The 23,882-nt window shown below is 73.9% G+C and carries 21 protein-coding genes; 9 read left to right on the top strand and 12 right to left on the bottom strand.

Annotation, left to right across the window (positions count from 1 at the left end; translation table 11 throughout):
- Positions 1–52 precede the first annotated feature (52 nt).
- Positions 53–310 carry a DUF2530 domain-containing protein gene (locus tag AB0881_RS21165; protein ID WP_366619002.1) on the bottom strand — a complete coding sequence of 86 codons (258 nt, stop codon included), beginning with the start codon at positions 308–310 and terminating at the stop codon, positions 53–55.
- 149 nt (positions 311–459) lie between these two features.
- Between AB0881_RS21165 and AB0881_RS21160 the strand changes: the two genes are divergently transcribed.
- The 4 genes from AB0881_RS21160 to thpR all read left to right on the top strand — a co-directional run bounded on the left by AB0881_RS21160 (position 460) and on the right by thpR (position 4,558).
- Positions 460–1,992 (top strand): NCS2 family permease, encoded by a 1,533-nt coding sequence (locus AB0881_RS21160; RefSeq protein WP_366619001.1) that lies wholly within the window; start codon positions 460–462, stop codon positions 1,990–1,992.
- 139 nt (positions 1,993–2,131) lie between these two features.
- A complete protein-coding gene (locus AB0881_RS21155; protein WP_366618999.1) occupies positions 2,132–2,617 on the top strand; it encodes a MarR family transcriptional regulator in 486 nt (161 codons plus the stop codon).
- A gap of 20 nt (positions 2,618–2,637) precedes the next feature.
- Positions 2,638–3,873, top strand: a complete 1,236-nt coding sequence (locus AB0881_RS21150) for an MFS transporter (protein ID WP_366618997.1) — start codon at positions 2,638–2,640, stop codon at positions 3,871–3,873.
- A gap of 106 nt (positions 3,874–3,979) precedes the next feature.
- A complete protein-coding gene (gene thpR, locus AB0881_RS21145; protein WP_366618995.1) occupies positions 3,980–4,558 on the top strand; it encodes an RNA 2',3'-cyclic phosphodiesterase in 579 nt (192 codons plus the stop codon).
- Positions 4,559–4,565: 7 nt separating this feature from the next.
- Here the strand turns inward: thpR and AB0881_RS21140 are convergent, their stop codons facing one another.
- The 3 genes from AB0881_RS21140 to AB0881_RS21130 form a co-directional block, all read right to left on the bottom strand.
- Positions 4,566–6,644 carry a hypothetical protein gene (locus AB0881_RS21140; RefSeq protein WP_366619035.1) on the bottom strand — a complete coding sequence of 693 codons (2,079 nt, stop codon included), beginning with the start codon at positions 6,642–6,644 and terminating at the stop codon, positions 4,566–4,568.
- A gap of 14 nt (positions 6,645–6,658) precedes the next feature.
- A complete protein-coding gene (locus tag AB0881_RS21135) occupies positions 6,659–7,672 on the bottom strand; it encodes a hypothetical protein (protein ID WP_366618993.1) in 1,014 nt (337 codons plus the stop codon).
- Positions 7,673–7,759: 87 nt separating this feature from the next.
- Positions 7,760–7,912 carry a hypothetical protein gene (locus AB0881_RS21130; RefSeq protein ID WP_366618992.1) on the bottom strand — a complete coding sequence of 51 codons (153 nt, stop codon included), beginning with the start codon at positions 7,910–7,912 and terminating at the stop codon, positions 7,760–7,762.
- A 7-nt stretch (positions 7,913–7,919) separates the two neighbouring features.
- On the opposite strand from AB0881_RS21130, the gene AB0881_RS21125 reads away from it, so the two are divergent.
- Entirely contained in the window at positions 7,920–8,852 is a 933-nt protein-coding gene (locus AB0881_RS21125; protein ID WP_366618990.1) for a hypothetical protein, read from the top strand.
- A gap of 212 nt (positions 8,853–9,064) precedes the next feature.
- Here the strand turns inward: AB0881_RS21125 and AB0881_RS21120 are convergent, their stop codons facing one another.
- From AB0881_RS21120 to AB0881_RS21105, 4 genes are all read right to left on the bottom strand, one after another.
- Positions 9,065–9,706: a tetratricopeptide repeat protein gene (locus AB0881_RS21120; protein ID WP_366618988.1), complete on the bottom strand. Its 642-nt coding sequence runs from the start codon at positions 9,704–9,706 to the stop codon at positions 9,065–9,067.
- 90 nt (positions 9,707–9,796) lie between these two features.
- Complete coding sequence (locus AB0881_RS21115) at positions 9,797–11,317, bottom strand: NYN domain-containing protein (RefSeq protein WP_366618986.1); 1,521 nt, start codon at positions 11,315–11,317, stop codon at positions 9,797–9,799.
- A gap of 377 nt (positions 11,318–11,694) precedes the next feature.
- A complete protein-coding gene (locus AB0881_RS21110; RefSeq protein WP_366618984.1) occupies positions 11,695–13,335 on the bottom strand; it encodes an alkaline phosphatase D family protein in 1,641 nt (546 codons plus the stop codon).
- A gap of 63 nt (positions 13,336–13,398) precedes the next feature.
- Positions 13,399–14,238, bottom strand: coding sequence for a LysR family transcriptional regulator (locus AB0881_RS21105; protein ID WP_366618982.1), 840 nt, complete (start codon positions 14,236–14,238; stop codon positions 13,399–13,401).
- A gap of 94 nt (positions 14,239–14,332) precedes the next feature.
- On the opposite strand from AB0881_RS21105, the gene AB0881_RS21100 reads away from it, so the two are divergent.
- Positions 14,333–15,070: an SDR family oxidoreductase gene (locus AB0881_RS21100; protein WP_366618980.1), complete on the top strand. Its 738-nt coding sequence runs from the start codon at positions 14,333–14,335 to the stop codon at positions 15,068–15,070.
- A gap of 9 nt (positions 15,071–15,079) precedes the next feature.
- Here AB0881_RS21100 and AB0881_RS21095 read toward each other — a convergent pair whose 3' ends face one another.
- The gene (locus tag AB0881_RS21095; protein WP_366618978.1) at positions 15,080–16,096 is read right to left on the bottom strand and encodes an NADP-dependent oxidoreductase; all 1,017 of its coding nucleotides are present in this window, start codon (positions 16,094–16,096) and stop codon (positions 15,080–15,082) included.
- A gap of 68 nt (positions 16,097–16,164) precedes the next feature.
- Here AB0881_RS21095 and AB0881_RS21090 point away from each other — a divergent pair, with 68 nt between their 5' ends.
- Both AB0881_RS21090 and AB0881_RS21085 read left to right on the top strand, forming a co-directional pair.
- Positions 16,165–19,263: a BTAD domain-containing putative transcriptional regulator gene (locus AB0881_RS21090; RefSeq protein WP_366618976.1), complete on the top strand. Its 3,099-nt coding sequence runs from the start codon at positions 16,165–16,167 to the stop codon at positions 19,261–19,263.
- Positions 19,264–19,307: 44 nt separating this feature from the next.
- Complete coding sequence (locus AB0881_RS21085; RefSeq protein ID WP_366618974.1) at positions 19,308–19,718, top strand: hypothetical protein; 411 nt, start codon at positions 19,308–19,310, stop codon at positions 19,716–19,718.
- On the opposite strand, the gene AB0881_RS21080 is transcribed toward AB0881_RS21085, so the two are convergent.
- Together AB0881_RS21080 and AB0881_RS21075 are read right to left on the bottom strand one after the other, a co-directional pair.
- Entirely contained in the window at positions 19,676–20,191 is a 516-nt protein-coding gene (locus tag AB0881_RS21080) for a DUF5825 family protein (protein WP_366618972.1), read from the bottom strand. The two genes, AB0881_RS21085 and AB0881_RS21080, sit on opposite strands and share 43 nt — an antisense overlap.
- Positions 20,188–22,077: a RiPP maturation radical SAM C-methyltransferase gene (locus AB0881_RS21075; RefSeq protein WP_366618970.1), complete on the bottom strand. Its 1,890-nt coding sequence runs from the start codon at positions 22,075–22,077 to the stop codon at positions 20,188–20,190. The genes AB0881_RS21080 and AB0881_RS21075 overlap by 4 nt, the downstream gene beginning before the upstream one ends.
- Before the next feature lie 97 nt (positions 22,078–22,174).
- Here AB0881_RS21075 and AB0881_RS21070 point away from each other — a divergent pair, with 97 nt between their 5' ends.
- Complete coding sequence (locus AB0881_RS21070; protein WP_366619034.1) at positions 22,175–23,350, top strand: MFS transporter; 1,176 nt, start codon at positions 22,175–22,177, stop codon at positions 23,348–23,350.
- Here the strand turns inward: AB0881_RS21070 and AB0881_RS21065 are convergent.
- Complete coding sequence (locus AB0881_RS21065; protein WP_366618968.1) at positions 23,347–23,862, bottom strand: GNAT family N-acetyltransferase; 516 nt, start codon at positions 23,860–23,862, stop codon at positions 23,347–23,349. The two genes, AB0881_RS21070 and AB0881_RS21065, sit on opposite strands and share 4 nt — an antisense overlap.
- Positions 23,863–23,882 lie beyond the last annotated feature (20 nt).

Raw genomic sequence — 23,882 nt, 5'->3', positions numbered from 1 at the left:
CCCGAACCTGAGACTTGAGGCCTGAGGCTCGGGCCTGGCGCTCTGAGCCGGGCTAGGAGGACCCGTCGCGGGCCTCGCGGGCGGCCTGCTGCCGCGCGCGGCCCGCCTGCAGGCGCGGGACGTACCACGTCCCGAACAGCCCGATCACGATGCCGGCCACGCACACCCACAGCCACCACCGGCTGTGCTCGGGAAGGTCGGCGATCAGCAGCGCGACCAGCGCGACCGTCCACGCCGCGGTGCCCGCGGCGGCGACCCTGACGTCGTTGGTCCGCAGCGGCGGCGGGTCGGGTCGGCGCGGTCGGGTCATGCGATCAGCGTAGTCGGCGGCCCCGCCGGCCTGCGCGCCCGGATGGTGGCACATTCGCGCGCCGAGTGTGATCGTTCTTACCCATCCGTTGCCGAACCGGTGCCGATCAAGCCTTTCACCTGCGTGCCCTGGTCTGGGACAGTGCGCCCGTGACGGTCACGAACGATGAAGCTCAGCAACCCGCCGGCCCCGGCCCCGAACCCACCGGACGGCTGGACCGGTTCTTCAGGATCACGGAACGGGGATCCACGGTCGGCCGGGAGATCCGCGGCGGGCTGGTCACGTTCTTCACGATGGGCTACATCGTGGTCCTCAACCCGCTGATCCTCGGGACGGTGGCCGACGACGACGGCCAGTTCCTCGGCGACCTGACCGAGCCGGGGGCCGCGATCCCGCTGGTGGCGGCGGCGACCGCGTTCGTGGCCGGGATCCTGACGCTGGTCATGGGCCTGTTCGGGCGCTACCCGTTCGCGATGGCCGCCGGCCTGGGGCTGAACGCGGTGGTCGCGTTCACCCTGGCGAGCGGGATGTCGTGGGAGGACGCGATGGGCATCGTGGTCCTCGAGGGCATCGTGATCACGATCCTGGTGCTGACCGGGTTCCGGGTGGCGGTGTTCCGGGCCATCCCGGCCGCGTTGAAGACGGCGATCGCGGTCGGGATCGGGCTGCTCATCGCGCTCATCGGGTTCGTGGACGCGGGTTTCGTGCGGCGCATCCCGGGCGTGATCGGGGAGAGCTCGGTGCCGCTCCAGCTCGGCTCGACCGGGAGCCTGTCCGGCTGGCCCACGCTGGTGTTCGCGGTCGGGCTGCTGCTGACCGTGCTGCTGGTCGCCCGCGGGGTCAAGGGCGGCATCCTGATCGGCATCCTGAGCACCACCGTGCTGGCGATCATCGTGGAGGCGATCGTCGGGGCGGGCCCGTACAACAAGGGCGTGGGCCCGGACGGCAAGCCGCAGATCAACCCGGACGGCTGGCAGCTGAACGTGCCCGCGCTGCCGGACCGGATCGTCGACAAGCCGAACCTGAGCCTGCTCGGCGACTTCAGCCTGTTCGGCTCGTTCGAGCGGGTCGGCGTGACGGCCGCGCTGCTGTTCGTCTTCACGATCCTGCTGGCCGACTTCTTCGACACGATGGGCACCGTCGTCGGAGTCGGCGCCGAGGGCAAGATGCTCGACGAGGACGGCAACCTGCCCGGCATCCGCGACGTGCTGCTGGTCGACTCGGTCGGCGCGGCGGCCGGCGGCGCGGGCTCGGTGTCGTCCAACACCACCTACGTCGAGTCGGCCGCCGGTGTGGCCGAGGGCGCCCGGACGGGGCTGGCGAGCGTGGTCACCGGGGTGCTGTTCCTGGTGGCGATGTTCTTCGCGCCGCTGGTGACGATCGTGCCGTTCGAGGCGGCCACGCCCGCGCTCGTGGTGGTCGGGTTCCTGATGATGACGCAGATCAGGAACATCGACATGGACGACTTCGACGTGGCGATCCCGGCGTTCCTCACGATCGTGCTGATGCCGTTCGCGTACTCGATCACCGCCGGGATCGGGGCGGGCTTCATCAGCTTCGTCGCGATCAAGGTGGCGCGCCGGAGGTTCTCCGACATCCACCCGCTGATGTGGCTGATCGCGGTGCTGTTCGTCCTCTACTTCACGTTGCAGCCGGTGAAGGAGGCGCTGGGCGTCGGCTGACCCGGAAGGGGCATGGCACGATGGTCCGGAGGGGTTCCGACCAGCGATCGGAGGGTGAAGTCGTGCCCGCCGGCGACCCGTCGCGGAATATGCCGCCGCGGCGTATCGTTAGCAAAAGCAATGACTTCTGCGAACGACAATGAGCACGCCACCGAATCAACGCCCAGGCCCGGCCCAGGGGGCGAGAGCACGCGCGCCGGGCCTGGCCGAAGACCTGCGCATCTCGATCGCGCGGCTGTCGCGCCGGCTGCGCACGTTGAGGGCGCCCGGTCCCGGCGGCGCCGCCGGTCCGCTGTCGCTCACCCAGTTCGCAGCCCTGGCGGCCATCGAGCGGCGCGGCACGATGACGCCGCGGGAGCTGGCCGACCACGAGAAGGTGCAGCCGCCCTCGATGACCCGCGTGATCGCCTTCCTGGAGGAGCAGGGGCTGGTGGCGCGGACCCCGCATCCGACGGACGGGCGCCAGGTGGTGCTGCGGGCGACGGACGCGGGGAGCGCCCTGCTGGGGGAGGAGCGCCGCCGCAAGGAGGCGTGGCTGTCGCAGCGGCTGGGCGAGCTGACGGCGGAGGAACGGGAGATCCTGAGAAGGGCGGCACCGATCCTGGACAAGATCAGCCGGGCCTGACGCGGAAGGGGTCCGGCGGGATGTTCCGGTCGCTGCGCAACCGCAACTACCGGCTCTTCGTCTCCGGCCAGGTCGTCTCCAACACCGGCACCTGGATGCAGCGGGTCGCCCAGGATTGGCTCGTCCTGGAACTGGCCCACGGCAGCGGCGTCGCGCTCGGCGTCACCACCGGCCTCCAGTTCCTGCCGCTGCTGCTGTTCGGCCTCTGGGGCGGGGTGATCGCCGACCGCTACCCCAAGCGCCGGGTACTGATGATCACCCAGGTCTCGATGGGCCTGCTTGCCCTCGTCCTCGGCCTGCTGGCGATCACCGGCACCGCCCAGGTCTGGCACGTGTACGTGCTCGCGTTCGGACTCGGCATGGCCACCGTCGTCGACAACCCCACCCGCCAGTCGTTCGTGGTGGAGATGGTCGGGCAGCGCGACCTGCCCAACGCCATCGCGCTCAACAGCGCCACGTTCAACGGCGCCCGGCTGCTCGGCCCCGCCGTGGCCGGCCTGCTGATCGCCGTCCTCGGCACCGGCCCGGTCTTCCTGCTGAACGCCGCGTCGTTCGGTGCCGTCCTGCTCGGCCTGTACGCGATGCGCGAGAGCGACCTGCACGCGTCCGCGCCGGTCAAGCGCGCGAAGGGGCAGCTGCGCGAGGGGCTGCGGTACGTGCGCGGCCGCCGCGACCTGATGCTCGTGCTCGTGCTCGTCGGCTTCGTCGCCACCTTCGGCATGAACTTCCAGATGACGACCGCGCTGGTCGCCCGCGAGGTCTTCCACAGCGACGCGTCCTCGTTCGGGCTGGCGTCCAGCATGCTCGCGCTCGGCGCGCTGTCGGGGGCGCTGCTGGCGGCCCGCCGCGCGACCCGCCCCCGGCTGCGGGTGCTGGTCGGCGCGGCCGCGATGTTCGCCGTCCTGGAGATCGCCACCGGGCTGATGCCGTCCTACTGGTCGTTCCTGGTGCTGCTGGTCCCCACCGGGATCATGATGATGACGTTCACGACGGCCGCGAACGCGACCATGCAGCTCAGCGTCGCGCCGGAGATGCGCGGCCGGGTGATGGGCCTCTACATGTTCGTCTTCCTGGGCACCAACCCGTTCGGCGCCCCGCTGGTCGGATGGATGGCCGAGCACTTCGGGCCGCGGATGAGCATCGTCCTCGGCGGCATGATCGCCCTGGTCGCGGCGCTCGCCGTCGGCGCCCTGGCCGCCCCGGCCGGCACCCTCCGCCGCGTCCTGCGCCGCCCCGCGCCCGCCGCCGGTCCCTGACCGGCGGCGATCAAAACCGTCACCGTGGGTGGACGAGCCGGTGCACTCGCGTGACAGGACGCCGCACCACCTGGAAAGCTGATGGGGTGGCCACCAGGACGTTCCCGTGAGGTTGTTCGTGGCGCTGGTGCCGCCACCGGACGTCCTCGACGAGCTCGACGCCTTCCTCGCCCCCTACCGGGCCGGCACGCCCGCGCTCCGCTGGGTGCGCCGCGAGCTGCTGCACGTGACGCTGACCTTCGTCGGCGAGACCGACGACCGCACGCTCGACAAGCTGCTGCCCCGCCTCCAGCGGGCGGTGGCCCGGCACGACCGGCTCACGCTGTCGCTGGCGGGCGCGGGCGCGTTCCCGGGGACCGGCGCGCACGCCCGGGTGCTGTGGACCGGCCTGTACGGCGACCGCCGCAACCTGGTCAAGCTCGCCGCGTCCATCTCGGCGGCCCGCCGCCGGGTCGGGATGGCGCCCGACAAGCACCCCTCGTTCCGCCCGCACCTGACGCTGGCGCGCTGCCGCCGCGCGCCCGTCGACGTGCGCCCGCTGCTGGAGCCGCTGTCGGCGTTCGCGAGCCGGGAGTGGACGGCCGGCACGGTCCACCTGATGGAGAGCCGGCTGCCCGCCCGCGGCCGCACCCAGGTCGAGTACGAGTCGATCAAGACCTGGTCGCTGCGCGAGCCCAAGCCCTGAGGGGGCTCTAGAGCTCCGGCGGCGGGGGCGCGGGACGGTCGGCGTCCGGCGGGCCCCAGGGCAGCCCGTACCGCTCGCACGCGCGGCGCAGCTCCTCCAGGTCCGGCGGGAAGCCGACCTGGCGCAGCACCCGACCCGCCGGGCTCCACACCACCAGCCGCGGCGCCCGCTCGGCCGCCTCGTCGACGCCGACGCCGCCGACCCGGTCCCGCGTGAGGTCCCACTCGACCCGGCCGCGGCGGGTGACCACCGCGATCCCGGCCTCCGACACGCGCAGCTGGGCGCGGTCGCGGTCGTACCCCCAGTAGCCGCCGATCCCGATCAGCACCCCGGCCGGCATCGACCAGCTCGCCGTGGCCCAGAAGCCGCCCAGCTCGGGGCCCAGCCAGACCGCCCCGAGCACCGCGACGATCTCGCACAGCAGCACGCTCACCGCGTACGTGCCGATCCGCGAGCGCCGGGTGGCGTCCAGCAGCGTGCCGGGAGCGGTCACCGGGCCCGGCGCGGGCGGCTCCGCGGCCCCGGCCGCCGGCCCCGCCGGGCGCGGGCCCGCCAGCGCCGGGACGGTCTCCGGCTGCGGCGCCGACAGCGTCGACACCGCCGAGTGGAACGCGGCGCTCAGGTACGCGTCGTACTCGGCGTCCGTCACCGGCAGCCCGGCCTGCCGCGCCCCCTCGCGCAGATCGGTACGCGCGATCCGCAGCGCCGACAGCGGCGCCGCGAAGAACTCCTCGCCGTCGGAGTCGTACAGCCGCACCCAGGCGTGCCCGGCGATCGTCAGCAGCTCGATCCCGCCGATGCGGTCCTCGGGCATCCGCAGCACCACGTCGCCCGCCGCGTCGGCCCAGCCCAGCCCGCCGTCGGCGACCACCAGCCGGCCGCCCGGCACCTGCGCGAAGATCTCCGGCAGGCCCTCCAGGCCGTACTCGGGCGAGCGCGCCGGCCGCGCGCCCGGAGTGATCACGTGCAGCCCGTGGTCGTCGAGCGCGTGCGCCAGCTGGAACGCGTCCAGCCCGTGCGCGGGCAGCCGGGCCAGCAGCCGCAGCCGGTGGTCGAACGCCAGCACCGCGGGCTCGGACCGGCGCGGCTCGCCGGTCAGCGGGTCGGGCCGCAGCCCGGGGCCGACGACCAGCGCGGCGATGTCGGCGGCCGGGATGTCCAGCGTGTCGCGCGGCCCCGGACGGCCCTTCACCCGCAGCCGGTCGGCGCCGATCGTCCACTCCACCCGGGTCGAGGTCAGCAGCCGCCGCCGCGCCGCCAGCACCCCGGCGACCGCCGCCAGCGCCCAGCAGCCGGCCGCCAGCCGGGCCCCGAACCCGTCGGTGCCCTCCACCGCGATCCGCGCGATCATGAACGCGCCGAGCAGCGCGCTCAGCCCGCCCAGCAGCGCGATCCGGCGGCGGCTCGGCAGCGGTGCCGGCGTCGCCAGCCGGACGGCCTTGGCACGCCTCCCCGGCGCCTCGCCGGGCGGCTCGTGGGCGGCGGCCAGCAGCCGCGCCTCCTGGTCGAGCAGCCGCCGCTCGGCGGTGTGGTGGCGGGGCAGCCGCAGCGTCACCGACGCGGGATCGTCCTCGTGGCCGGGGGACGTGACGCCCAGCTCGCCCAGCCGGCCCTCCCCGGGCGGCCCCGCGAGGTCGGCGGAGTCGCCGTCCAGGAGCTGGATCGGGATGCCCAGCCGGCGCGCCGTCACGAAGAACGGCAGCGGCTCCATCCCCATCGAGTCGAGCGTGCCGACCGACGCGCGGCCGAACTTGTGGAAGACCGTCAGCGCCCCGTCGCCGGTGGTGATCGCGAGGGCCTCGATGCGGGACCGCTCGTACCGGACCATGCCGAGCCCGCCGGGCCCGATCCGCTCCAGCCCGTCGGCCGACAGCCGCCAGTACGGCCGGGGCCGCCGGCGCCGCGCCTCCGGGGTCGCGCCCAGCAGCCACGGAACGGCCGCCACGGCGACGATCAGGACCGCCCAGAGCCACACCGGGTGGATCGGCAGCAGCGCCAGCGCCACCGCCGCCAGCGTGAACGGCCCGGCCGCGACGGGACGCCACCGGCCGCCGGGCCCGCGCAGGCCGATCAGCTCATGTTCCACGGCGCTCAAGCCTCTCATGATCTTCTTCGTACGAGCCCGTAGCCCACCACGACCGCGATGGCGAGCGCGAAGAACAGTCCCAGGCTCGCCGGCCCTGAGTCGCGGCGGCCGTTCTCGTCCCCGGCGCCGTCCCGCCCGGCGGCCGGCGAGGGGCTCGGCGGCAGCGCGTCCTCCGGCAGCGGCACCTGGTGGACCGGCTGGCCGGAGCCCTCGGAGCCGGCCAGCAGCGACCGGCCGTCCGCCGTGTACGTGATCGACTCGCCCTGCTCCTGGGCGGGCAGCCCCACCGACCCGAGCGACTTGCCGGGACGGCCCTCGCCGTCCACCGCGTACAGGCGCGCGCCGAAGTACGTGCGGATGACGCACGTGCGGCCGTCCGGCGAGAACGCGCCGTCGGTCGCGATGCTCGGCGCGTCCGCGACCCGGCGCAGCTTGTTGAACCCGCCGGTCCGCAGCTTCGCGGGGGCCTCGTACACCGAGCCGTTGAACAGCTTGCTGACGACGTAGAGCCGGTTCGTCCGCGGGTTGATCATCATGGCCTCGGCGTTGCGCGGGCCGTCCTCGTACTTGAACTTGAACGCCGTCGCGCGCAGCGTCCGGGTGCGCAGCTGCGCGGGCTCGGGGATGCGGTAGACGGTCACGTACGGCCAGGCGCCGCCCAGGTTGTCGCCGATGTCGGCGACGTAGACGGCCGGCCTGCCCTTCTCGTCCCGGCCCACCGCCATCGCCTCCCAGTCGCGGGCTCCGGCGCCCGCCAGGGTCAGCACCGCGCGGGTCCTCCCGTCCGGGCCGAGCGCGAAGATCTGCGCGACCCCGCCGGAGTCGTTGTGGGTGTATACGACGCCCTTGTGGCGCAGGCTCACCGCGAGCCCGCTGGACTCCGTGATCCGCTCATCGGTGATCTTGAACGCGACCTTGTCGTCGGCGGTCGCGGGCGCCGCGTACGGGACGCCGGCCGCCAGCACCCCCAGCGCCGCGGCACCGCTCAGCAGGGCTCGGCCACCGGCACGGGACGGACGCTGCGACATCCTTTGATCATCTCCCGTTCCCCGCCCGCCCGCTCGTGCACCCCCGCCGCGATCCGCGTGGCCGGATCCGGCACCGCCCGCCCGGCCTCAGCCGAGCAGCGCGCCGACCACCACCAGCAGGACCAGAGCGGTCAGCACGGTGGGAAGCAGCCAGCGGGGCGCACGATTCACGGATCCGAGCTTATTCGCCCGGACGGGACGCTCGAACCGGCCGCCGATGATCTGCATCTCACCGAGCATGTGCGGATTGTTCGGGTTGCTGCGCTCGCCCCGCGCCGGGGATCCCGGCCCGGCCTCGGACGCGCTGGTGGTGCTGGGCACGCTCGCCGAGGAGCGCGGCCGCGACTCCGCCGGGATCGCCCTGCTCACCGGCCGTCCCGCCGCCCCCGGCCCCGAGCTGCCGGCGGGCAGCGCCGGCGAGCGGTACTCCGACCTCCACCACGACGGGTGCCGCGTGGTCAAGGGCCGCGGCGGTTTCGCCGGCGTCTGGCGCCCCGGCCTCGTGCCCGCGCTCGACGCGTCCCCCACGGTCCTCGGCCACACCCGCTGGGCCACGCAGGGCTCCCCGTACGAGCTGGCCAACGCCAGCCCCCTGCTCGTCGCCGCCCCCCACGGGAGCCCCGGCATCGTCGCCACCCACAACGGCGACATCGAGGCCGGCGAGCTGCGCGCGCTGCACGCCCTGCCGCCCGCGACCGGCACGACCGACAGCGAGCCGCTCTTCCAGCTCCTCGCCGGACTCCGCACCACCGCCGGCATCGCCGCCGCGCTCGCCTCGCTGACCGGCCGCGCCGCCCTGGCCTGGGCCGACCGCGCCCGCCCCGACCGCGTCCACCTGGCCCGCGCCGCGCTCAGCCCGCTGAGCGTCGCCGTGGACACCGACCACAACCTCTACTGGGCGTCCAACCCGCGCTGGTTCCGCGAGGCCGGACGCCACACCGGCGTCCGCTTCGCGACCGTGGTCATGCTCCGCGAGGGCACGTACCTCCAGGCGGGCGTCGTCCGCGGCCGCCCCTGCGTCCTGTCCCGCGCGAGCTTCCTGCCCACCGCCCGCCCGTGGGACGTCGACGACCGGGTCTGGACCGGCTTCACCCCGGCCGACGCCGCCCGCGACCGAGCCCTCCTCCGCCACCGCACGGCCGAACGCGGCGACGAGCCGGTGCCCGCCGCCGCCGCGTAGCCGCACATGGGCGGAGCCTCAAGAAGAGGGTCGAGGGGGCGGAGCCCCAAGAAAGGGGTCGAGGGGGCGGAGCCCCCTCGCAGGGGGTGCGGGGGACGGAGTCCCCTGCCCCGGGGAGGGTGTCCGTAGCGAGGAACGAGCGCAGGGCACGCACCCCGGGTCCCGGGTGGTGTGGAGGGTCGCCCCTCCACAATGAAACAGCCCCTCCACAATTATTCGTTCTTCAGTAGGTCGTCCAGGAGGGCGTCGTAGTCGTCTTCCTCGCGGCCGAGGTCGATGCGGGCTCGGTAGCGGAGGCGGAGGAGGGCTTCGAGGCTGTCTTCGGCGAGGGCGACGTCGTCGGGGCCGGGGGTGAGGGATCCGTCGTCGTCCTGGGGGGTGCTGTCGGTGCCGGCGCCCACTCCGACGGCGCGGTCGCGGAGGGCGAGGATCACGTCGGCGCCCGCGGTGGCCCATTCGTGGGCGCCGAGGGGGTCGCTCTGGGCGTACAGCACCTCGGCGACGGCCCGGTAGACCTCCGGGTCGCGGGGGCTGTCGGCGCGGATCTGCTCGATCAGTTTGCGGGCCTCGTCGGCCTCGTCGAGCTCGAAGAGCGCGTCGGCCAGGTAGGCGCGGGGATCGCCGTAGGTCTCGCCGCCGTCGGCGATGGCCGAGCGGTAGAGCTCGGCGGCGCGGGCGTGGTCGCCCGCGTGCTGCCACTGTTCGCCCGCGCGGAGGAGCACGTTGGCGCGCGACACCCCGCCGGACACCGACTCGGCGAGCTCCGCTAGCCGCCGTGCCGCCGAGATGTGATCGCCCGTGCGCAGGGTGTCGAACTCCAGGTCGTCGAGATCGTCTTCCGTCACATGCGTCACGCTTCAACGCTACCCGCCGCCCGGCGAGCGAAGCGGGTGAATCGAGGAGGATCGTGAATTACCTACGCGTACGCTCGGGGCGCACCTTGATCACCTGCGGGAACGTTCGAGGGCGTCCCAGAATCCGCGGCGCAGGGCGTGCCGGACCTCGTCGTGCAGCAGGAAGTCGATGGGCAGCGAGGAGCCCTGGAGCAGCCGCGCCTCCAGGTCGGAGGGCATCCGGGGCTTGCGGGCGAGTACGGCCTCCAGCCATAGCGCGGGCGCGTCGCGGGCGACGGACTCGCCGAAGTCCTGGCCTTCCTGGTGGGCGGCCTTGACGGCGTCGGCGAGCGTGGGCGAGGCCTGCTGGGACGGGAGCGGCGCGATCTGCTGGGGCCCGGTGTACGGGCCGGACGTCGGCGCCGCGGGCGGCGGGGGCTGGGTGGGCGGCGGTACGGGCGACGACGGGAGGTACTGCGGGCCCGTGCCGGGCCGCGAGGACGGGGCGGACGGTCCGGGGTCGAGCGGCCCGGGGTTGATCGGCCCCGTGCTGGTCGGGCTCGGCGTGGGGGCGGCGTGCAGCGGGGACGCGTGCGCGCCGCTGCCGCCGCCCAGGCCGGAGCCGTTGACCGGGCCGATGCCGTTCGTGGAGGACGGGGACGACCCGTTGCCGTAACCCGATGAGGAGCCGTTGCCGTAGCTCGGGGACGAGCCGTTGCCCAGTACGGGCGGGAGGTTCCCGAGCGACCCGTTGGAAGAGGAGCCGGAGCCCGAGGACGAGCCGTAACCGCTGGAGCCGAGGCCGGTGTCGTAGCCGCCCGTCCCGTAGTTGGACTCGAACGAGCCGGTGCTGGAGCTGAAGCTGGAGCCCAGCGGCGGTGGTCCCCCGGCGCTCCCGCTGGAGCCGCTGGAGGACGAGGACGACGGCGGCGGCCCGGTGAGGGGTGTGGACGGCGGGGGCGGGGTCAGCGGCGAGGACGGCGGCGGGCTGCTCAGCGGCACGGCCGATTCCAGGGCGCCGATCGCGCCCAGCGCGCCGCTCGTGCCGTGGCCGTTGGACAGCGGGGCGGGCAGCGCGGGCGTCCCGGTGTCGGCGCCGGAGAGCAGGCTGACGTACGGGCGGAGCTGCGCGGAGTCGACCTCGACGAGGTCGTCGCATTCCTGGCGCAGCGCGCGGGAGATGGTCCAGTTGCCGTCGACGGCGACGTGCAGGACGGTGACGCGGACGCCGAGGTCCTGGGCGTCCACCACGACCTGGGCGAGGTCCTCGTCGCCGGCGACCACGACGGCGTCGGCGAGCGCGCCGTTGCGGGCGAGCGTCATGAGGTCGCGGTGGATCTCGGTGTCGACGCCCTCGCGCCGGCCGGGCCGGACCCGGCCGAGGCGCAGCTTGAGGCCGGGCAGGTCGGCGAGGGCCTCGTGCTCGGGCGCGCGCCGGCCCTCGACCGTGGACTCGTACCAGTAGCAGCGCAGCAGCGGCATGCCGGTGCGGTCGCGGGCCAGGCCGCCGAGCAGCTGGAGCAGCCCGGCGAAGTCCCACGAGACGGTCTCCCGATGGCGGGTGCCGTGCACCGCCATGGCGCCGTCGGCCAGCAGGTAGCCGGCGTCTACGAACAGCGCGCAGCGATCCATGGCATTTCGCCCTTCCTCAACACGGGACCTCTGGGAGCCCACTCCTCGGTTCAGGGTCGCGAGGGTGACCATGTACGGGCGGCCTCCCCTTCCTGCTGTCGGGGACGCGGGCCGGAGTGAAGACCCCGGGCTTCTATAGCGTAGTGAAGCCCGTTAGCCCCGTAGGCCAATACGGCGATTCGCCACTCTTTCATGACACTTAGCCCGGCGCGAGTCATCCGCGCGCGCAAATACGGATGGGAGCCGGTGAGCGAGCGTGACAAGTGCGGACGCTACCAGTCGTTCTGGTCGGTCCATAATGGTCGGCCGCGAATTTTTACGAGTGCAATCGGTTGTTCGGTTCGCCGCCGCACGTGCGATAACTCTGTGAAACCGGATCAGCACACCCTGGCAGCGCCGATCTGTTCCAGAGTGGTCGCCGAACGGGGGCTTTCCCACCTGACGTCGCACTCCGGCCCGGCCAGCTCGACGGTCGCGATCGCGTTGTCGAACCACGGCCCGTCGGTGATCCGCCACTTCAGCGGCGGCGGCGGGACCTTCGCCAGCCGCGCGAGCATCCGGAACGGTCCGGGCATGCCGCGCATGCAGGCGATCTTATTGGCCAGCCGGAACTTGCCCTGGAGCGGATTGCGCAGCGGTGAGCAGACCACCTGAGTGATCGTCGTGTCGGTGTCGGGCGCCGTCACCCGGGCCAGGTACGAGTAGTGGATGTCACCGGAAAGAAAGGAGATGCTGGCGGGTGCTTCGCCGCGCTCGCCGCGCGCGACCGCGACGACGTCCTCGGCCACCGCCCGGAACGAGGAGTCGAACGCCGCCCAGTGCTCCAGGTCGGCCGCCTGCCGCAGTTTCTCGCCCAGCGCGCCGCTCCGCCGGCCCCAGGCGCCGCCGGCCATCGCCTCGTTCCAGGTCTCGGCGTGGTGGATCGCGCGGGGCAGCAGGTACGGCAGCGAGCTGGCGATCAGCAGGTGCTTCATGCCGCCCTGGCACTGCCCGTCCAGCCAGCGGAACTCCTCGTCGTCCAGCATCCCGCGGCGGTCGGCGGTCAGCAGCCGCGAGCACCGGCTGTCGACGACGATCAGCCGGGTGCCGCCCCAGTCGTGCGCGTAGCTCCACCGCATCGTGGCGGGTTCCTTGTCGGCGCGCTCGGCGAACTCGTCCAGGATCTTCCCGGCGTCGCCGCCATCGGCCGAGGCCGCGAGGACGGCCTCGTAGACGGGGTCGCCGGCGCGCTCCTCGGCGGACAGGTTCCCCAGGTGCTGGTAGATCCAGTACGACCCGATGCCGCCGGTGATCCGGGCGCGCCACCAGGGCTGGGACCACATCTCCTGCCGCCAGGCGTACGAGGTGTTCCAGTCGTCGCGGATGTCGTGGTCGTCGAAGACCGTGAACACCGGCACCGTGGACAGCAGCCAGCGCACCGCCGGGTCCTCGTGCCAGGCGAGCTTGTAGAGCTGGGTGTACTCCTCGAAGTCGGCGACCTCGCCCTTCGGCTCCACGTCGGGCTCGCGCCGGCCGGCGAGGTAGGCGCGCATCTCGTCGCCCAGCTCGTCGGCGTAGATCTGGTCGCCGACCATGAGCAGCACGTCGGGCCAGCGCGCGTCCGCGTCGTTCGCGAGCCTGCCGGCGAACGCGGTGAGCGTGTCGAGCCCGTGCAGCCCGGCGCGGTCGGGCGACCGCCGGCAGGAGCCGAACGAGATCCGCACCGCCCCGGCCGCGTCCATGGTCCTGATGAGGGAGGCGGGGAACGGGGAGTCCGGCTCGGGCCAGACCCGCTCGCCGTCCAGCTCCACCGCGTACGGGACACGGGCGCCCGGCTCCAGCCCGCCGATCTCGACGAGCGCGTAGTGGTGGCCATGGGCGGTGAACGTCCGGGCGGTGGCGTCCACCTCGTCCCGGACGTTCGCGGCGTTCCCGCCGCTCGTGACGCGGACCTCGCACGGGCGGTCGGTCTCCACCCAGATGGTGGCGGTGCGATCGCTGACGTGGCGCAGGAGCGGCCCGAGTACCAATGCGGTCATAACAGGTACCTCTAGCGGACCGGCGGTGGCCGCGTCCATCGTTCCGGCGGTTGGTACCGCGTGCTATACCTCCGATTTCCCATACAAACCGGCTATTTCTGTGGCAGTTCGCACGAAACCGGCCAGGGTGGGCGAGGTGCTCCGTTCGGGCCAGGCGAGCACGACCGTGACCGGCGGGGCGTCCGGGACCGGGACGCAGACGAGGTCGCGGCGCAGGTGGTCGCGTACCGACTCGGGGGCCAGCACGACGGTGCGGCCCAGCGCGACCAGCTGCATGAGGTGCCCGGCCTCGGGCGCGCCGTCGACGGCGCGGTCGAAGAGCGGCTCGCCGTCCAGGTCGGCCATCGCGGCGTACTCGCGGGCCGCGAGCCGGTGGCCCCGCGGCACGACCGCGACCTGGCCCTCGGTCATCAGCTCCTCGGTGTCGAGGCCGGCGAGGTCCTCGTACGGGGCGTGCAGCAGCGCCACGTCGGCCGAGCCGTCCCGCAGCGCCCGCACCCGGTCGCCGATGCCGCGCATCAGCACCTCGACCGGGACCGCCTCCGGGCACGCCTCGTACGCCGCCAGGATCGCGGGGAGCAGCCCGCCGTCGCCGCCGGGCTTCAGCACCAGCACGAGCCCGCGCCGGGCGGCGCCCTCCCGCCGGGTCAGCCGGACGGCGGCGTCCACCGACTCCAGCGCGCGGCGGGCCTCGCGCAGCAGGACCTCGCCGGGCGCGGTGAGGGCGACGCCGCGCGGGCCGCGGTCGAGCAGCGTGACGCCGAGCCGGCGCTCCAGCCGCCGGACGGCCCGCGACAGCGGCGGCTGCGCGATCCCCAGCCGCCCGGCCGCCCGCCCGAAGTGCAGCTCCTCGGCGACCGCGACGAAGTACTCCAGCTCGCGCGTCTCCACACGGTCGGCCATACCGCCAGGGTATGGCGCGTGACCCGGAACGTCCTGTCCGAGCGGGGCGGTGCGGTGGTCTGCTCGATCCATGAGCGACGACATGAGCGAAGACATGGGCGAAAACACGGGCGGCACGAGGATCGCGCTGGTGACCGGGGCGAACAAGGGCATCGGCTTCGAGATCGCGGCGCAGCTGGAGGAGCGCGGCCTGACCGTGCTCGTCGGCGCGCGCGACGCGGGCCGCCGGGACGCGGCCGTGGCCCGGCTGAAGGCCGCGCACGGCGTCCCGCTCGACGTCACCGTCCAGGAGAGCGTGGACGCGGCGGCGGCGCACGTCGAGGAGCGCTTCGGTCGGCTGGACGTCCTGGTCAACAACGCGGGGATCTCCGGCCCGGGCACGCCGCCGAGCGCCTGCGGGGCCGGCGAGCTGCGGGACGTGTTCGACACGAACGTCCTCGGCGTCCTGCGCGTGACCAACGCGATGCTGCCGCTCCTGCGGCGGTCGCCGGCGGCGCGGATCGTGAACGTCTCCAGCGGCGTCGGCTCCCTGGCCCACCACACCGATCCCGGCCACTACATGTCGGCGCTGCCCGCGGGCGCCGCGTACCCGGCGTCCAAGACGGCGCTGAACATGCTGACAGTCCAGTACGCCAAGGAGCTGCGCCCGGACGGGATCCTGGTGAACGCCGCGATCCCCGGTGCGTGCGCCACCGACTTCACCGCGCACCTCGGGTTCGACATCCCGCGTACGGCCGCGCAGGGCGCCGCCGTCGCCGTGCGCCTCGCCACCCTGCCCGAGGGCGGGGAGAGCGGCGGGGCGTACGACGACGGCGGCGCGGTGCCCTGGTGAACTCCGTGATCAGCCGTCCAGGCGGACGAGCATCTTGCCGGTGTTGGCGCCGCGCAGGACGCCGATGAGCGCGGCCGGCGCCCGGTCGAGCCCGTCCACCACGGTCTCCTCCGTGCGGAGGCCGCCGTCCGCGAGCCAGCCGGCGGCGCGCCCGATGTACTCGGGGAACAGGTCGAGATGGTCGGCGATCTGGATCCCGCGCAGCGTGAGCCGCTTCTCGATGATCTTGAAGAGGTTGGCGGGGCCCGGGACCGGCGCGGTGGCGTTGTAGCCGCTGATGGCGCCGATGAGGGCGGCGCGGCCGTTCACGCGCAGCGCGTCGAGCGCGGCCTCCAGGTGGTCGCCGCCGACGTTGTCGACGTACAGGTCGATCCCGCCGGGCGCGGCCGCGGCGAGCTGCTCGCCCAGCGGCCCGGCGCGGTGGTCGAGGGCGGCGTCGTACCCGAAGGAGTCCACCAGCCGGCGGGCCTTCTCCGGGCCGCCTGCCGAGCCGATCACCGTGGCTGCGCCCAGCCGGCGGGCCAGCTGCCCCGCGACGCTGCCGACCGCCCCCGCGGCGGCGGACACGAACACCACGTCCCCCTCCCGGACGGGGGTGAGGCGGGTGAGGGCGGCGTACGCGGTGAGGCCGGTCGTGCCGAGCGGGCCGAGGTAGGCGGCGGCGGGCGCGAGGTCCGGGTCGATGACGGTCGCGCCGGCGGCGTCCAGCAGGGCGTGCTCGCGCCAGCCCAGGAAGTGCGAGACGGTCGCGCCGACCGGGACGCCGTCCGCGCGGGACGCGATCACCTCGCCGACCGCCGCGCCGTCCAGCGGGGCGCCGATCTCGAACGGCGGCAGGATGAGGGACGGGGCGTCGTCCATCCGGCCGCGCATGTACGGGTCGACGGACATCCAGGTGTTGCGGACGAGGATCTGCCCCTCGGCGGGCGCGGGCAGCTCGGTCTCGACGAGGGTGAAGTCCTCGGGGCGGGGCTCCCCGGAGGGGCGGGCGGCCAGGACGATCTCGCGGGTCTTCGTGGAAGTCATGGGAGGAGAGTGCGCGAACGGACTGCGGGCTTCCTTTAGGTCCGCTGTAGGTCGGTTAGCCTGCGCTCATGCGATTCGGGGTGCTCGGTCCGCTGGCCGTGTGGACGGACGAGGGCGCGCCCGTGAAGGTGCCGGAGCTGAAGGTCCGGGCGCTGCTGGCCGACCTGCTCGTCCACGAGGGGCGCGCCGTTCCGGCCGACCGGCTGATCGACGATCTGTGGGCCGGCGAGCGGTTGCCGCGCAACCCCGGGGGCACCCTCCAGACCCGTGTCTCGCAGCTGCGCCGCGTCCTGGAAGGCGCGGAGAGCGGCGGCCGGGAGATGGTCGTGTCGCAGCCGCCGGGCTACCTGCTGCGGGTTCGTCCACAGGCTGTGGACAGTGAACGCTGGCGGGCGCTCGTCGCGGGCGCGCGCGCCGAGAATGAACCGCGCGCCAAGGCGAAGCTCCTCAACGAGGCGCTCTCGCTCTGGCGGGGCGAGTCGGCCTACGCGGACTTCGCGGACGAGGAGTTCGCACGAGTCACGGCGGCCCGCCTAGAGGAAGAGCGCCTGGTCGTACTGGAGGAACTCGCGGAAGCACGGCTCGCCCTAGGGGAGCACAGCGAGCTGGCCGGAGAACTGACCGGACTCGTAGCGCGGCACCCGTTGCGCGAACGGCTCAGAGCCGCGCACCTGCAAGCCCTCTACAGGTCCGGACGCCAGACCGACGCCCTCGCCTCCTACGAGGAACTGCGGCGGCACCTCGCGGAGGAACTCGGCCTGGACCCCGGCCCCGAACTCGCCGCCCTCCACGAGTCCATCCTGCGCCAAGACCTGCCGAGGCCGAGGCGTTCCAACCTGCCGGCGCCCGTGACCGAACTCATCGGGCGTTCCGAAGCGGTCGCCGAGGTGCGCTCCCTGCTGGAGACGTCCCGGCTGGTGACGCTGACCGGGCCGGGCGGAGTGGGGAAGACGAGGCTGGCGCTGGAGGCCGTGCGGGACGTCCCGGACGACGTGTGGCTGGTCGAGCTGGCCGGCCTGGAACGCACGGCGGGCAGGGACGCGCTGGCGGACGCCGTCGCCACGGCCCTCGGCGTACGGGACGACGCCCTCCCGCCGGGCGCGCCCGCCGACCCCGCCGAGCGGCTCGCGGAGGCGCTCCGCGACCGCCGCCTCGTCCTGCTCCTCGACAATTGCGAGCACGTGGTGGAGCCGGTCGCCACGCTGACCGGCGCGCTGCTGCGCGCGGTGCCCGGCCTGCGCGTCCTCGCGACCGGCCAGGAGCCCCTCGGCATCGCGGGCGAGGCGCTGTGGGCCGTGCCGCCGCTCGACCTGGACGCCGCCGGAAGGTCCAGCGCCGTCCGGCTGTTCGAGGCCCGCGCCGCCTCCGCCGCGCCCGGCTTCACCGTCGACGCCGCCAACCTCGATGACGTCATGACCGTCTGCCGCAGCCTGGACGGCATCCCGCTGGCCCTCGAACTGGCCGCGACGCGCGTCCGCGCCCTGGGCGTCCGCGAGCTGGCCCGGCGCCTGGACGACCGGTTCCGCATCCTGACGTCCGGCGGGCGCGACGCCCCGGCCCGCCAGCGCACCCTCCGTGCGATGATCGACTGGAGCTGGGAGCCGCTGCCGGAGCGCGAGCGGACCGTCCTGCGCCGCCTGGCCGTGCACGCCGGCGGCTGCACGCTGGCGGCGGCCGAGGAGGTGTGCGCCGAACCCGGCCTGGACGTCTTCGATGCCCTCGCCCGCCTGGTGGACCGCTCCCTCGTCTCCCTCGTGCCCCCGGCCGGCGCGGCGGACGGCCCCCGCTACCGCCTTCTGGAGTCGGTCCGGGCGTACAGCGCGGAACGCCTCGAAGAGGCCGGCGAGGCCGGCGAGATCCGGCGTCGCCACCTGCGCCACCATGTCGCCCTCGCCGAACGCGCCGAGCCGTACCTCTACGGGCACGACCAGCGTGCCTGGCTGGAACGCCTCGACCGCGACGCGCCCAACCACCGCGCCGCGCTGGAAGCCGCCGTCCGCCTCCAGGAAGGCGACCTCGCGCTGCGGCTGGTGAACGCCCTCGCCTGGTACTGGTTCCTGCGCGGGCGCCTGAACGAGGGCCGCCGCTCGCTCGAGACCGCCCTCACCCTGACCGACGACCCCGAGGCCAGGGCGTGGCGTGCCGGTTTCGCCCTGCTCGGCTGCGACGGCACCGATCCGCGATCCCGCGAAGAGGTCACGCTCATCGCCGAACACGGCACCCCCGCCATGAGGACGCGGGCGCAGTGGTTCCTGGGCTTCGCCTACCGCGGCTTCGGTGACCTGTCCATCACCAGCCGCCTCATGGACGAAGCGCTGGCCGAGTTCCGTACGCGCGGCGAACGCTGGGGTATAGCGGCCGCACTCGCCGTACGGGCCACCATCAGTCGCGCGCGCAGCGAACTGGACGCCGCCCACCGCGACGCGTCCGAAAGCGAGGAGCTGTTCCGCTCCCTGGGCGACCGCTGGGGGATGCTCAAGGCGACCAACAGCCTCGCCGAACTGGCCGAGATCGCGGGCGACTATGCCCGCGCCAAGGAACTGCACGGCGACGGCCTGCGCCTGGCCGGCGAGCTCGGGCTCCGCTCCGAGGAGTCGTTCCGCCACTCCGGCCTCGGCCGTGTCTCCCTCCTGGAACGGGACTTCGCGGCGGCCGACGAGCACCACCGCCGCGCCCTCCGGCTGGCCGCCGAGCAGGGCAACAAGGTCGCCGAGCACTTCGCCGAGGTCGGCCTCGCCCTCTCCGCCCGCAGGCAGGGCCGCTTCGCCGACGCCGAGGCCCACCTCCGCAAGTGGCTCGGCTGGATCCGGCAGGTCCACGGCGAGCCCGGGCTGCCGCTCGTACTCGCCGAGCTGGGCTTCGCCGCCGAGCAGCGCGGCGACCGCGACGCCGCCCGCGCCCTCCACCGGGAGGGCCTGGACGCCGCCCGCCGCATCGGCGACCCCCGCGCCGTCGCGCTCGCCTACGAGGGCCTCGCGGGCGCCGAGGACGACGCCGTGCGGGCCGCCCGCCTGCTCGGCGCCGCCGCCCGCCTGCGCGCCTCGGTCGGCGCCCCGCTCCCCGCCGCCGAGCGCGGCGACGTCGACCGGATCACCGCCGCCGCCCGCCGCGCCCTGGGCGACGACGCCTTCGCGGCCGCGTTCTCCTACTCAGGAGATCTTGAGTAGCAGCGCCCTGGGGCGGGCCGGCCCGCGCGGGAAGACTCGTCCGCATGACGAGACACGTCCTGGCCGCCGCGCTGACCTTCGCCGCGACGCTGCTGAACTGGTACGCCTGGCTCGGCTGGGACCAGCGCCGCGACGAGCACCCGGACGGTCACACCACCGGCCCTTACGAGGCCTGGCAGGTGGCCGGCCTGGTGCTCGTCCTGCTCGCGCTGGCCCTCGCCGCCGCCTGGTACGGCCACGCGGCGGCCGGCCTCCTCGGCGGCACCGCCGGCATGGCGGTGGCGGCGGCCGCCGACTGGTCGGACGACGCCAGCGGCCTCTGGCTGATCGGCGCCGGACTCGTCACGTTCGGCACCCTCCTGGTCGGCGGCATCGCGACCGGCCTGACCGCCCTCCTCCGGAACGGCCGCCGTCAGATCGCGAAGAACGGGACGGGCCACCTCCCCATCCGGTAGGGAAGCGTCACCGCGAGGTCACCGACCCGCAGTACCAGCCGGCGCCGTACGAGATCGCGGAGAGCGGGGGCCTCCACGTCCCGTACGGCCGCCGGCGTGAGGCAGGCCGTGAACGCGTCGATGAGCGCCGGGTCCTCCAGGACCGTCTGGACCGGCGACGCCGCGTCCCGGACGTCCTTGACCTGGAGGAACCCGGGCCCCATCCGGTAGTGGAGCGACCCGAACGCGTACGCCCGCGCCCACGCCTCCATCGCTTCCAGCACTTCCTTCGCCCCCTTGGCCGCCGCCGTCCCCGGCTCCAGCTCCACCGGCGGCGGCAGGTGATGCAGCAGGCTGAGGTCGATCTCCCCGCCGACCCGCCCGCGCCACGCGACCTGCCGCCCGGTGGGCGCCAGATCCCGCAACCGCGCCACCGCCTCGACCGTCGCCTCCGGATCCCCGCCGAGCTCCAGCGTCTCGCCGATGCCGCTCATACGTGCGGCCGGTAGCGGGCGGTCTCTTCGAGGGATTCGGCGACCTTGTGGACGGGGCCGCCGCGGGTCGCGATCGCCAGGTAGGTGGGGCCGTCGCGGAAGAGGAGGCCCTTCGCGACCTGCTCTTCGAGCCAGGACTCGGGGACGTCCACGTGCCCGGCGGCACGGCCGCGTTCCAGAGCGCGGTACGCGGCGGCCTCGGCGCCGGTGAGGACGTGGTCCGTACGGGGCCAGCCCACGCGGCGGTCCTCGATGCGCAGCAGGTCCGGGGTGTCCTCGGTGATGGTGAGGGACGAGGCGGGGTAGGCGTCGCGCCAGCGCAGGCCGACGTCCTGGAGGCGCTTCTCCAAGGCGTCGGAGATGCCCGCGGGCGGGGCGTCGAAGAGGTAGACCAGGTCGTCCAGCTCCTCGCGCGGCAGGTCGTAGACGTGGTCGTAGATGCGGTGCGGGCGGCGGTCGGGGAAGCCGAGTTCGGGCCGCTCGAAGTACGGGCTGAAGCGTTCGAGCAGGATGCGGCCGACCGAGCCGGGCGGCTGGAGGTGGACGAGGGCGGGGATCTGGGCGAGGACGTCCAGGTAGTCCTCGTCGGTCTCGCCGGGGAAGCCGCACAGGTGGTTCCAGGAGACGGTGATGCCCTCGCTCTCGCAGTCGCGGAGCGTGCGGACGTTGATCGTGGCGGTGGAGCCCTTGTCCATCAGCTCCAGGACGCGGGTGCTGAGGCTCTCGATGCCGGGCTGGACGCAGTGCACGCCCGCCCGGGCGAGCAGGCGGATCTGGTCGGCGCGGAGGTTGGCCTTGACCTCGTAGTGGATGCGCAGGTCCCAGCCCGTCGCGGCCAGCCCGGGCAGCAGGTCGCGGAAATACCCCATGTCCATGATGTTGTCGACGGTGAGGACGTCGAGAATGCGGTGCCGTTCGACGAGGTGTTCCAGGTCGGCGCGGAATCGTTCGGCGGGATGGGCGCGGAACGCGATGGACGAGCCATTGAGGCCGCAGAACGTGCACTGGTGCTTCTCGCCCCACCAGCATCCGCGCGCGCCTTCGAGCAGCAGTTTCGGCTCGATGTAGGGGCGTACGGACGACGAATCGAGCGCGGCCTGCCAGGCGTCGAAATCCGGCCGCGGGATGAGCGCCGGAGGAACGGGATGAGTGGCTTGCGGATTGGCCACGGAATCGTCACCTTTCCACCAGCAGACGCCGGGAAGGTGTTCGGGCGACTGGCCGGCGGCGACGCGCCCGAGCAGTTCGGGGAATACGCGCTCGCCCTCGCCGCGCACGACGAGGTCGACGAACGGGTGGTTGCGGTGCAGCGCGTGCCCCATCGCGCCGTCGCAGTTGCTCCCGCCCATGACGACCACCAGGCCGGGGGCCTGCTCCTTGAGCCTTCGCGCCAGCGCGAGGCTCGCGACGTTCTGCATGAACGTCGAGGTCAGGCCGACGACGTCGGGTTCGCCGGCCAGGATCTCGCGGGCGGCCAGCTCCACGAAGCCCGCGGCGAGCGGCCGCATGCGGCGGGCCGCGGAGGTGTCGAGCGCGCCGCCGCGGGCGTGCGCCGCGTACGCCTCCAGTTCGGCCGTGCGCCATTCCGGGTCGTCGTAAAGCGCGCCGGCGAATACCCAGTCGCCGATTCCGTGGAACACGTCTTCTACCGAAACCCGTTCGCAGGTCTCGGGTGTGATCTCGCCGCCGGTCTCGGCCAGCAGGTATTCCGCCCAGCGCAGGTAGCCGTGGTATTCGCGAACGGTGTCCATCGGGCGTACGTCGGCGAGCCGCGCGGCGAGCAGGGCGAGGGGCAGCGACGGCAGTTCGAACGACTGCCAGGGCATGGACACGAGGGTGACGCGGAGTCCGGCGCCATTGCCGGGCGGGGTGAGTGGGAGCATCATCCGGCCAGTGTCCGTTATTTACCATTCTGCGAAAATGCCCTGACCGGATAAGGTCATGTCCTTGCCCTGAAGATCATGACGTGATCTGGTGCCCACCATGCTCGCGGCGCTCAGGCACCGGCAATTCGCGCTGCTGTGGAGCGGGCAGGCGCTCAGCGCGATCGGGAACCGGATGTTCCCCGTCGTCCTGGCCCTCGTCGTCCTCGACCGGCACGGCGCCGCCGCGCTGGGGGCGGTGCTGGCCGTCCAGGGCGCGGCCCTGCTGGCCGGCGCGCTGGCCGCCGCCGCCGTGACCGACCGGCTGCCGCGCCGCACGATCATGATCGTGACGGACGCCGGCCGCGCGCTCGGCGTCGCCGCGCTCACGTTCGCCCCCGAGCCCACCCTGGTCCCGATCGTCGCGGCGATCGCCCTCGCGGAGGGCCTGTTCCAGCCCGCCTACGCGGCGCTGCTCCCGCGCGTCCTGCCCGCCGGACGCCTCCGGGAGGGCAACTCCCTGACGGCGTTCTCGCAGTACACCGCCATGATCGTCGGCCCCTCGCTGGCCGGTGCGGTGATCGCCGCCGCGGGGACGACCGCCGCTCTGTGGATCGACGTCGGGACGTTCGCCGCGAGCCTGGTGACGCTGGTGCCGCTGCACGAGCCCCGCGCCGGGCCGCCCGCCGCCCCCTGGACGCTCAGGGGCACCGGCCGCGACCTCGCCGGCGGCCTGCGCGCCGTCCTCGAACGCCCCTGGCTGGCCGCCTCCATGGCCACGTCCACGCTGGTCATGACCCTCGCCATCGCGCCGATGATGCTCGCCGCGCCGCTCGCCGCCGGCGGCCCCCGCGCGTACGGCGCCCTGTTCACCGCCCTCGGCGCGGGCTGCGTCATCGGAACGGTCCTGGCCGCCCGCCTCCGCACCGGCCGGCCGGGCGTCGCCGCCGTGGCGGGCCTTCTGGCCGTGACCGCCGCGCCCCTCGCCCTCGCCGCCCTGCCGCTCACCGCCGTCCTGCTCCTCTGGGGCGTCGCAGGAGCGGGCATCACCGTCTACGAAGTGCTGTGGACGACCGCCGTACAGCAGGACGTCCCCGACTCCCTCCTCGGCCGGGTCATGGCGCTCGACTGGGTCGGCAGCGAGGCGCTGACCCCCGTGGGCTACCTGCTGGCAGGGTTCGCGGTGACCGCCGTCGGCACCGCCCCCGTACTCGTGGCGGCCGCGTGCACGGTCGCGTTCACGGCACCGCTCGCCCTCCTCGTACGGGGCGGGGCCATGTTCTCGACGCCCGCCTAGGAGAGGTCCAGCACCCACGTGCAGAGCGTGTAGCTGCGCCGCTCGCCCTCGACCACCTCGGGCTCCGCGTCGGTGAGCCGGAACCCGGCCGCCCGCGCCACCCCGATGCTGGGGTCGTTGTCCGGCTCGATCTCCAGCGCCACCCGCGCGTACCCCAGGTCCCGGCGGGCGAGGTCGGTCATCAGCCGCACCGCCCGCACCGCCAGGCCCTGCCCCCGGTGCGCGGCGCCGACGACGTAGCTGATCGTGCCCTTCAGCCGGTTGAGCCGCACCTCGCCCTTGACCTCGGCCCCGTCCGTGGTGATGGCCAGCTGCACGCGCTGGTGCGCGGCCTGCGCCTCCCTCGCGCGCGCCAGGTACTCGCGCGCCGCCGCGAGGTCGAACGGCGAGGCCAGCGGCGTACGGTCGGCCACGTCCTTGTCGTCGAACAGCTCCACCATGGCCGCGAGATCGTCGTCGGCCCACTCGCGGAGCGTCAGCCCGTACCCGGTCAGCGTTGAGATTCGGTCCACGACGCCGACCGTACGCCGCC

Origin of the sequence: Spirillospora sp. NPDC029432 (assembly GCF_040703975.1) — a bacterium.
Taxonomy (GTDB): Bacteria; Actinomycetota; Actinomycetes; order Streptosporangiales; family Streptosporangiaceae; genus Spirillospora.
The sequence above is the reverse complement of the archived record's forward strand: the minus strand, read 5'-3'. Positions and strand labels throughout refer to the sequence as shown.

Bases quoted from the DNA above. Each gene is read 5' to 3' on its own strand.
- AB0881_RS21165 (WP_366619002.1), bottom strand. From the start codon at position 310: ATGACCCGACCGCGCCGACCCGACCCGCCGCCGCTGCGGACCAACGAC.
- AB0881_RS21155 (WP_366618999.1), top strand. From the start codon at position 2,132: ATGAGCACGCCACCGAATCAACGCCCAGGCCCGGCCCAGGGGGCGAGA.
- AB0881_RS21150 (WP_366618997.1), top strand. From the start codon at position 2,638: ATGTTCCGGTCGCTGCGCAACCGCAACTACCGGCTCTTCGTCTCCGGC.
- AB0881_RS21135 (WP_366618993.1), bottom strand. From the start codon at position 7,672: ATGTCGCAGCGTCCGTCCCGTGCCGGTGGCCGAGCCCTGCTGAGCGGT.
- AB0881_RS21130 (WP_366618992.1), bottom strand. From the start codon at position 7,912: ATGCTCGGTGAGATGCAGATCATCGGCGGCCGGTTCGAGCGTCCCGTC.
- AB0881_RS21115 (WP_366618986.1), bottom strand. From the start codon at position 11,317: ATGGATCGCTGCGCGCTGTTCGTAGACGCCGGCTACCTGCTGGCCGAC.
- AB0881_RS21110 (WP_366618984.1), bottom strand. From the start codon at position 13,335: ATGACCGCATTGGTACTCGGGCCGCTCCTGCGCCACGTCAGCGATCGC.
- AB0881_RS21105 (WP_366618982.1), bottom strand. From the start codon at position 14,238: ATGGCCGACCGTGTGGAGACGCGCGAGCTGGAGTACTTCGTCGCGGTC.
- AB0881_RS21100 (WP_366618980.1), top strand. From the start codon at position 14,333: ATGGGCGAAAACACGGGCGGCACGAGGATCGCGCTGGTGACCGGGGCG.
- AB0881_RS21095 (WP_366618978.1), bottom strand. From the start codon at position 16,096: ATGACTTCCACGAAGACCCGCGAGATCGTCCTGGCCGCCCGCCCCTCC.
- AB0881_RS21090 (WP_366618976.1), top strand. From the start codon at position 16,165: ATGCGATTCGGGGTGCTCGGTCCGCTGGCCGTGTGGACGGACGAGGGC.
- AB0881_RS21085 (WP_366618974.1), top strand. From the start codon at position 19,308: ATGACGAGACACGTCCTGGCCGCCGCGCTGACCTTCGCCGCGACGCTG.
- AB0881_RS21080 (WP_366618972.1), bottom strand. From the start codon at position 20,191: ATGAGCGGCATCGGCGAGACGCTGGAGCTCGGCGGGGATCCGGAGGCG.
- AB0881_RS21075 (WP_366618970.1), bottom strand. From the start codon at position 22,077: ATGATGCTCCCACTCACCCCGCCCGGCAATGGCGCCGGACTCCGCGTC.
- AB0881_RS21070 (WP_366619034.1), top strand. From the start codon at position 22,175: ATGCTCGCGGCGCTCAGGCACCGGCAATTCGCGCTGCTGTGGAGCGGG.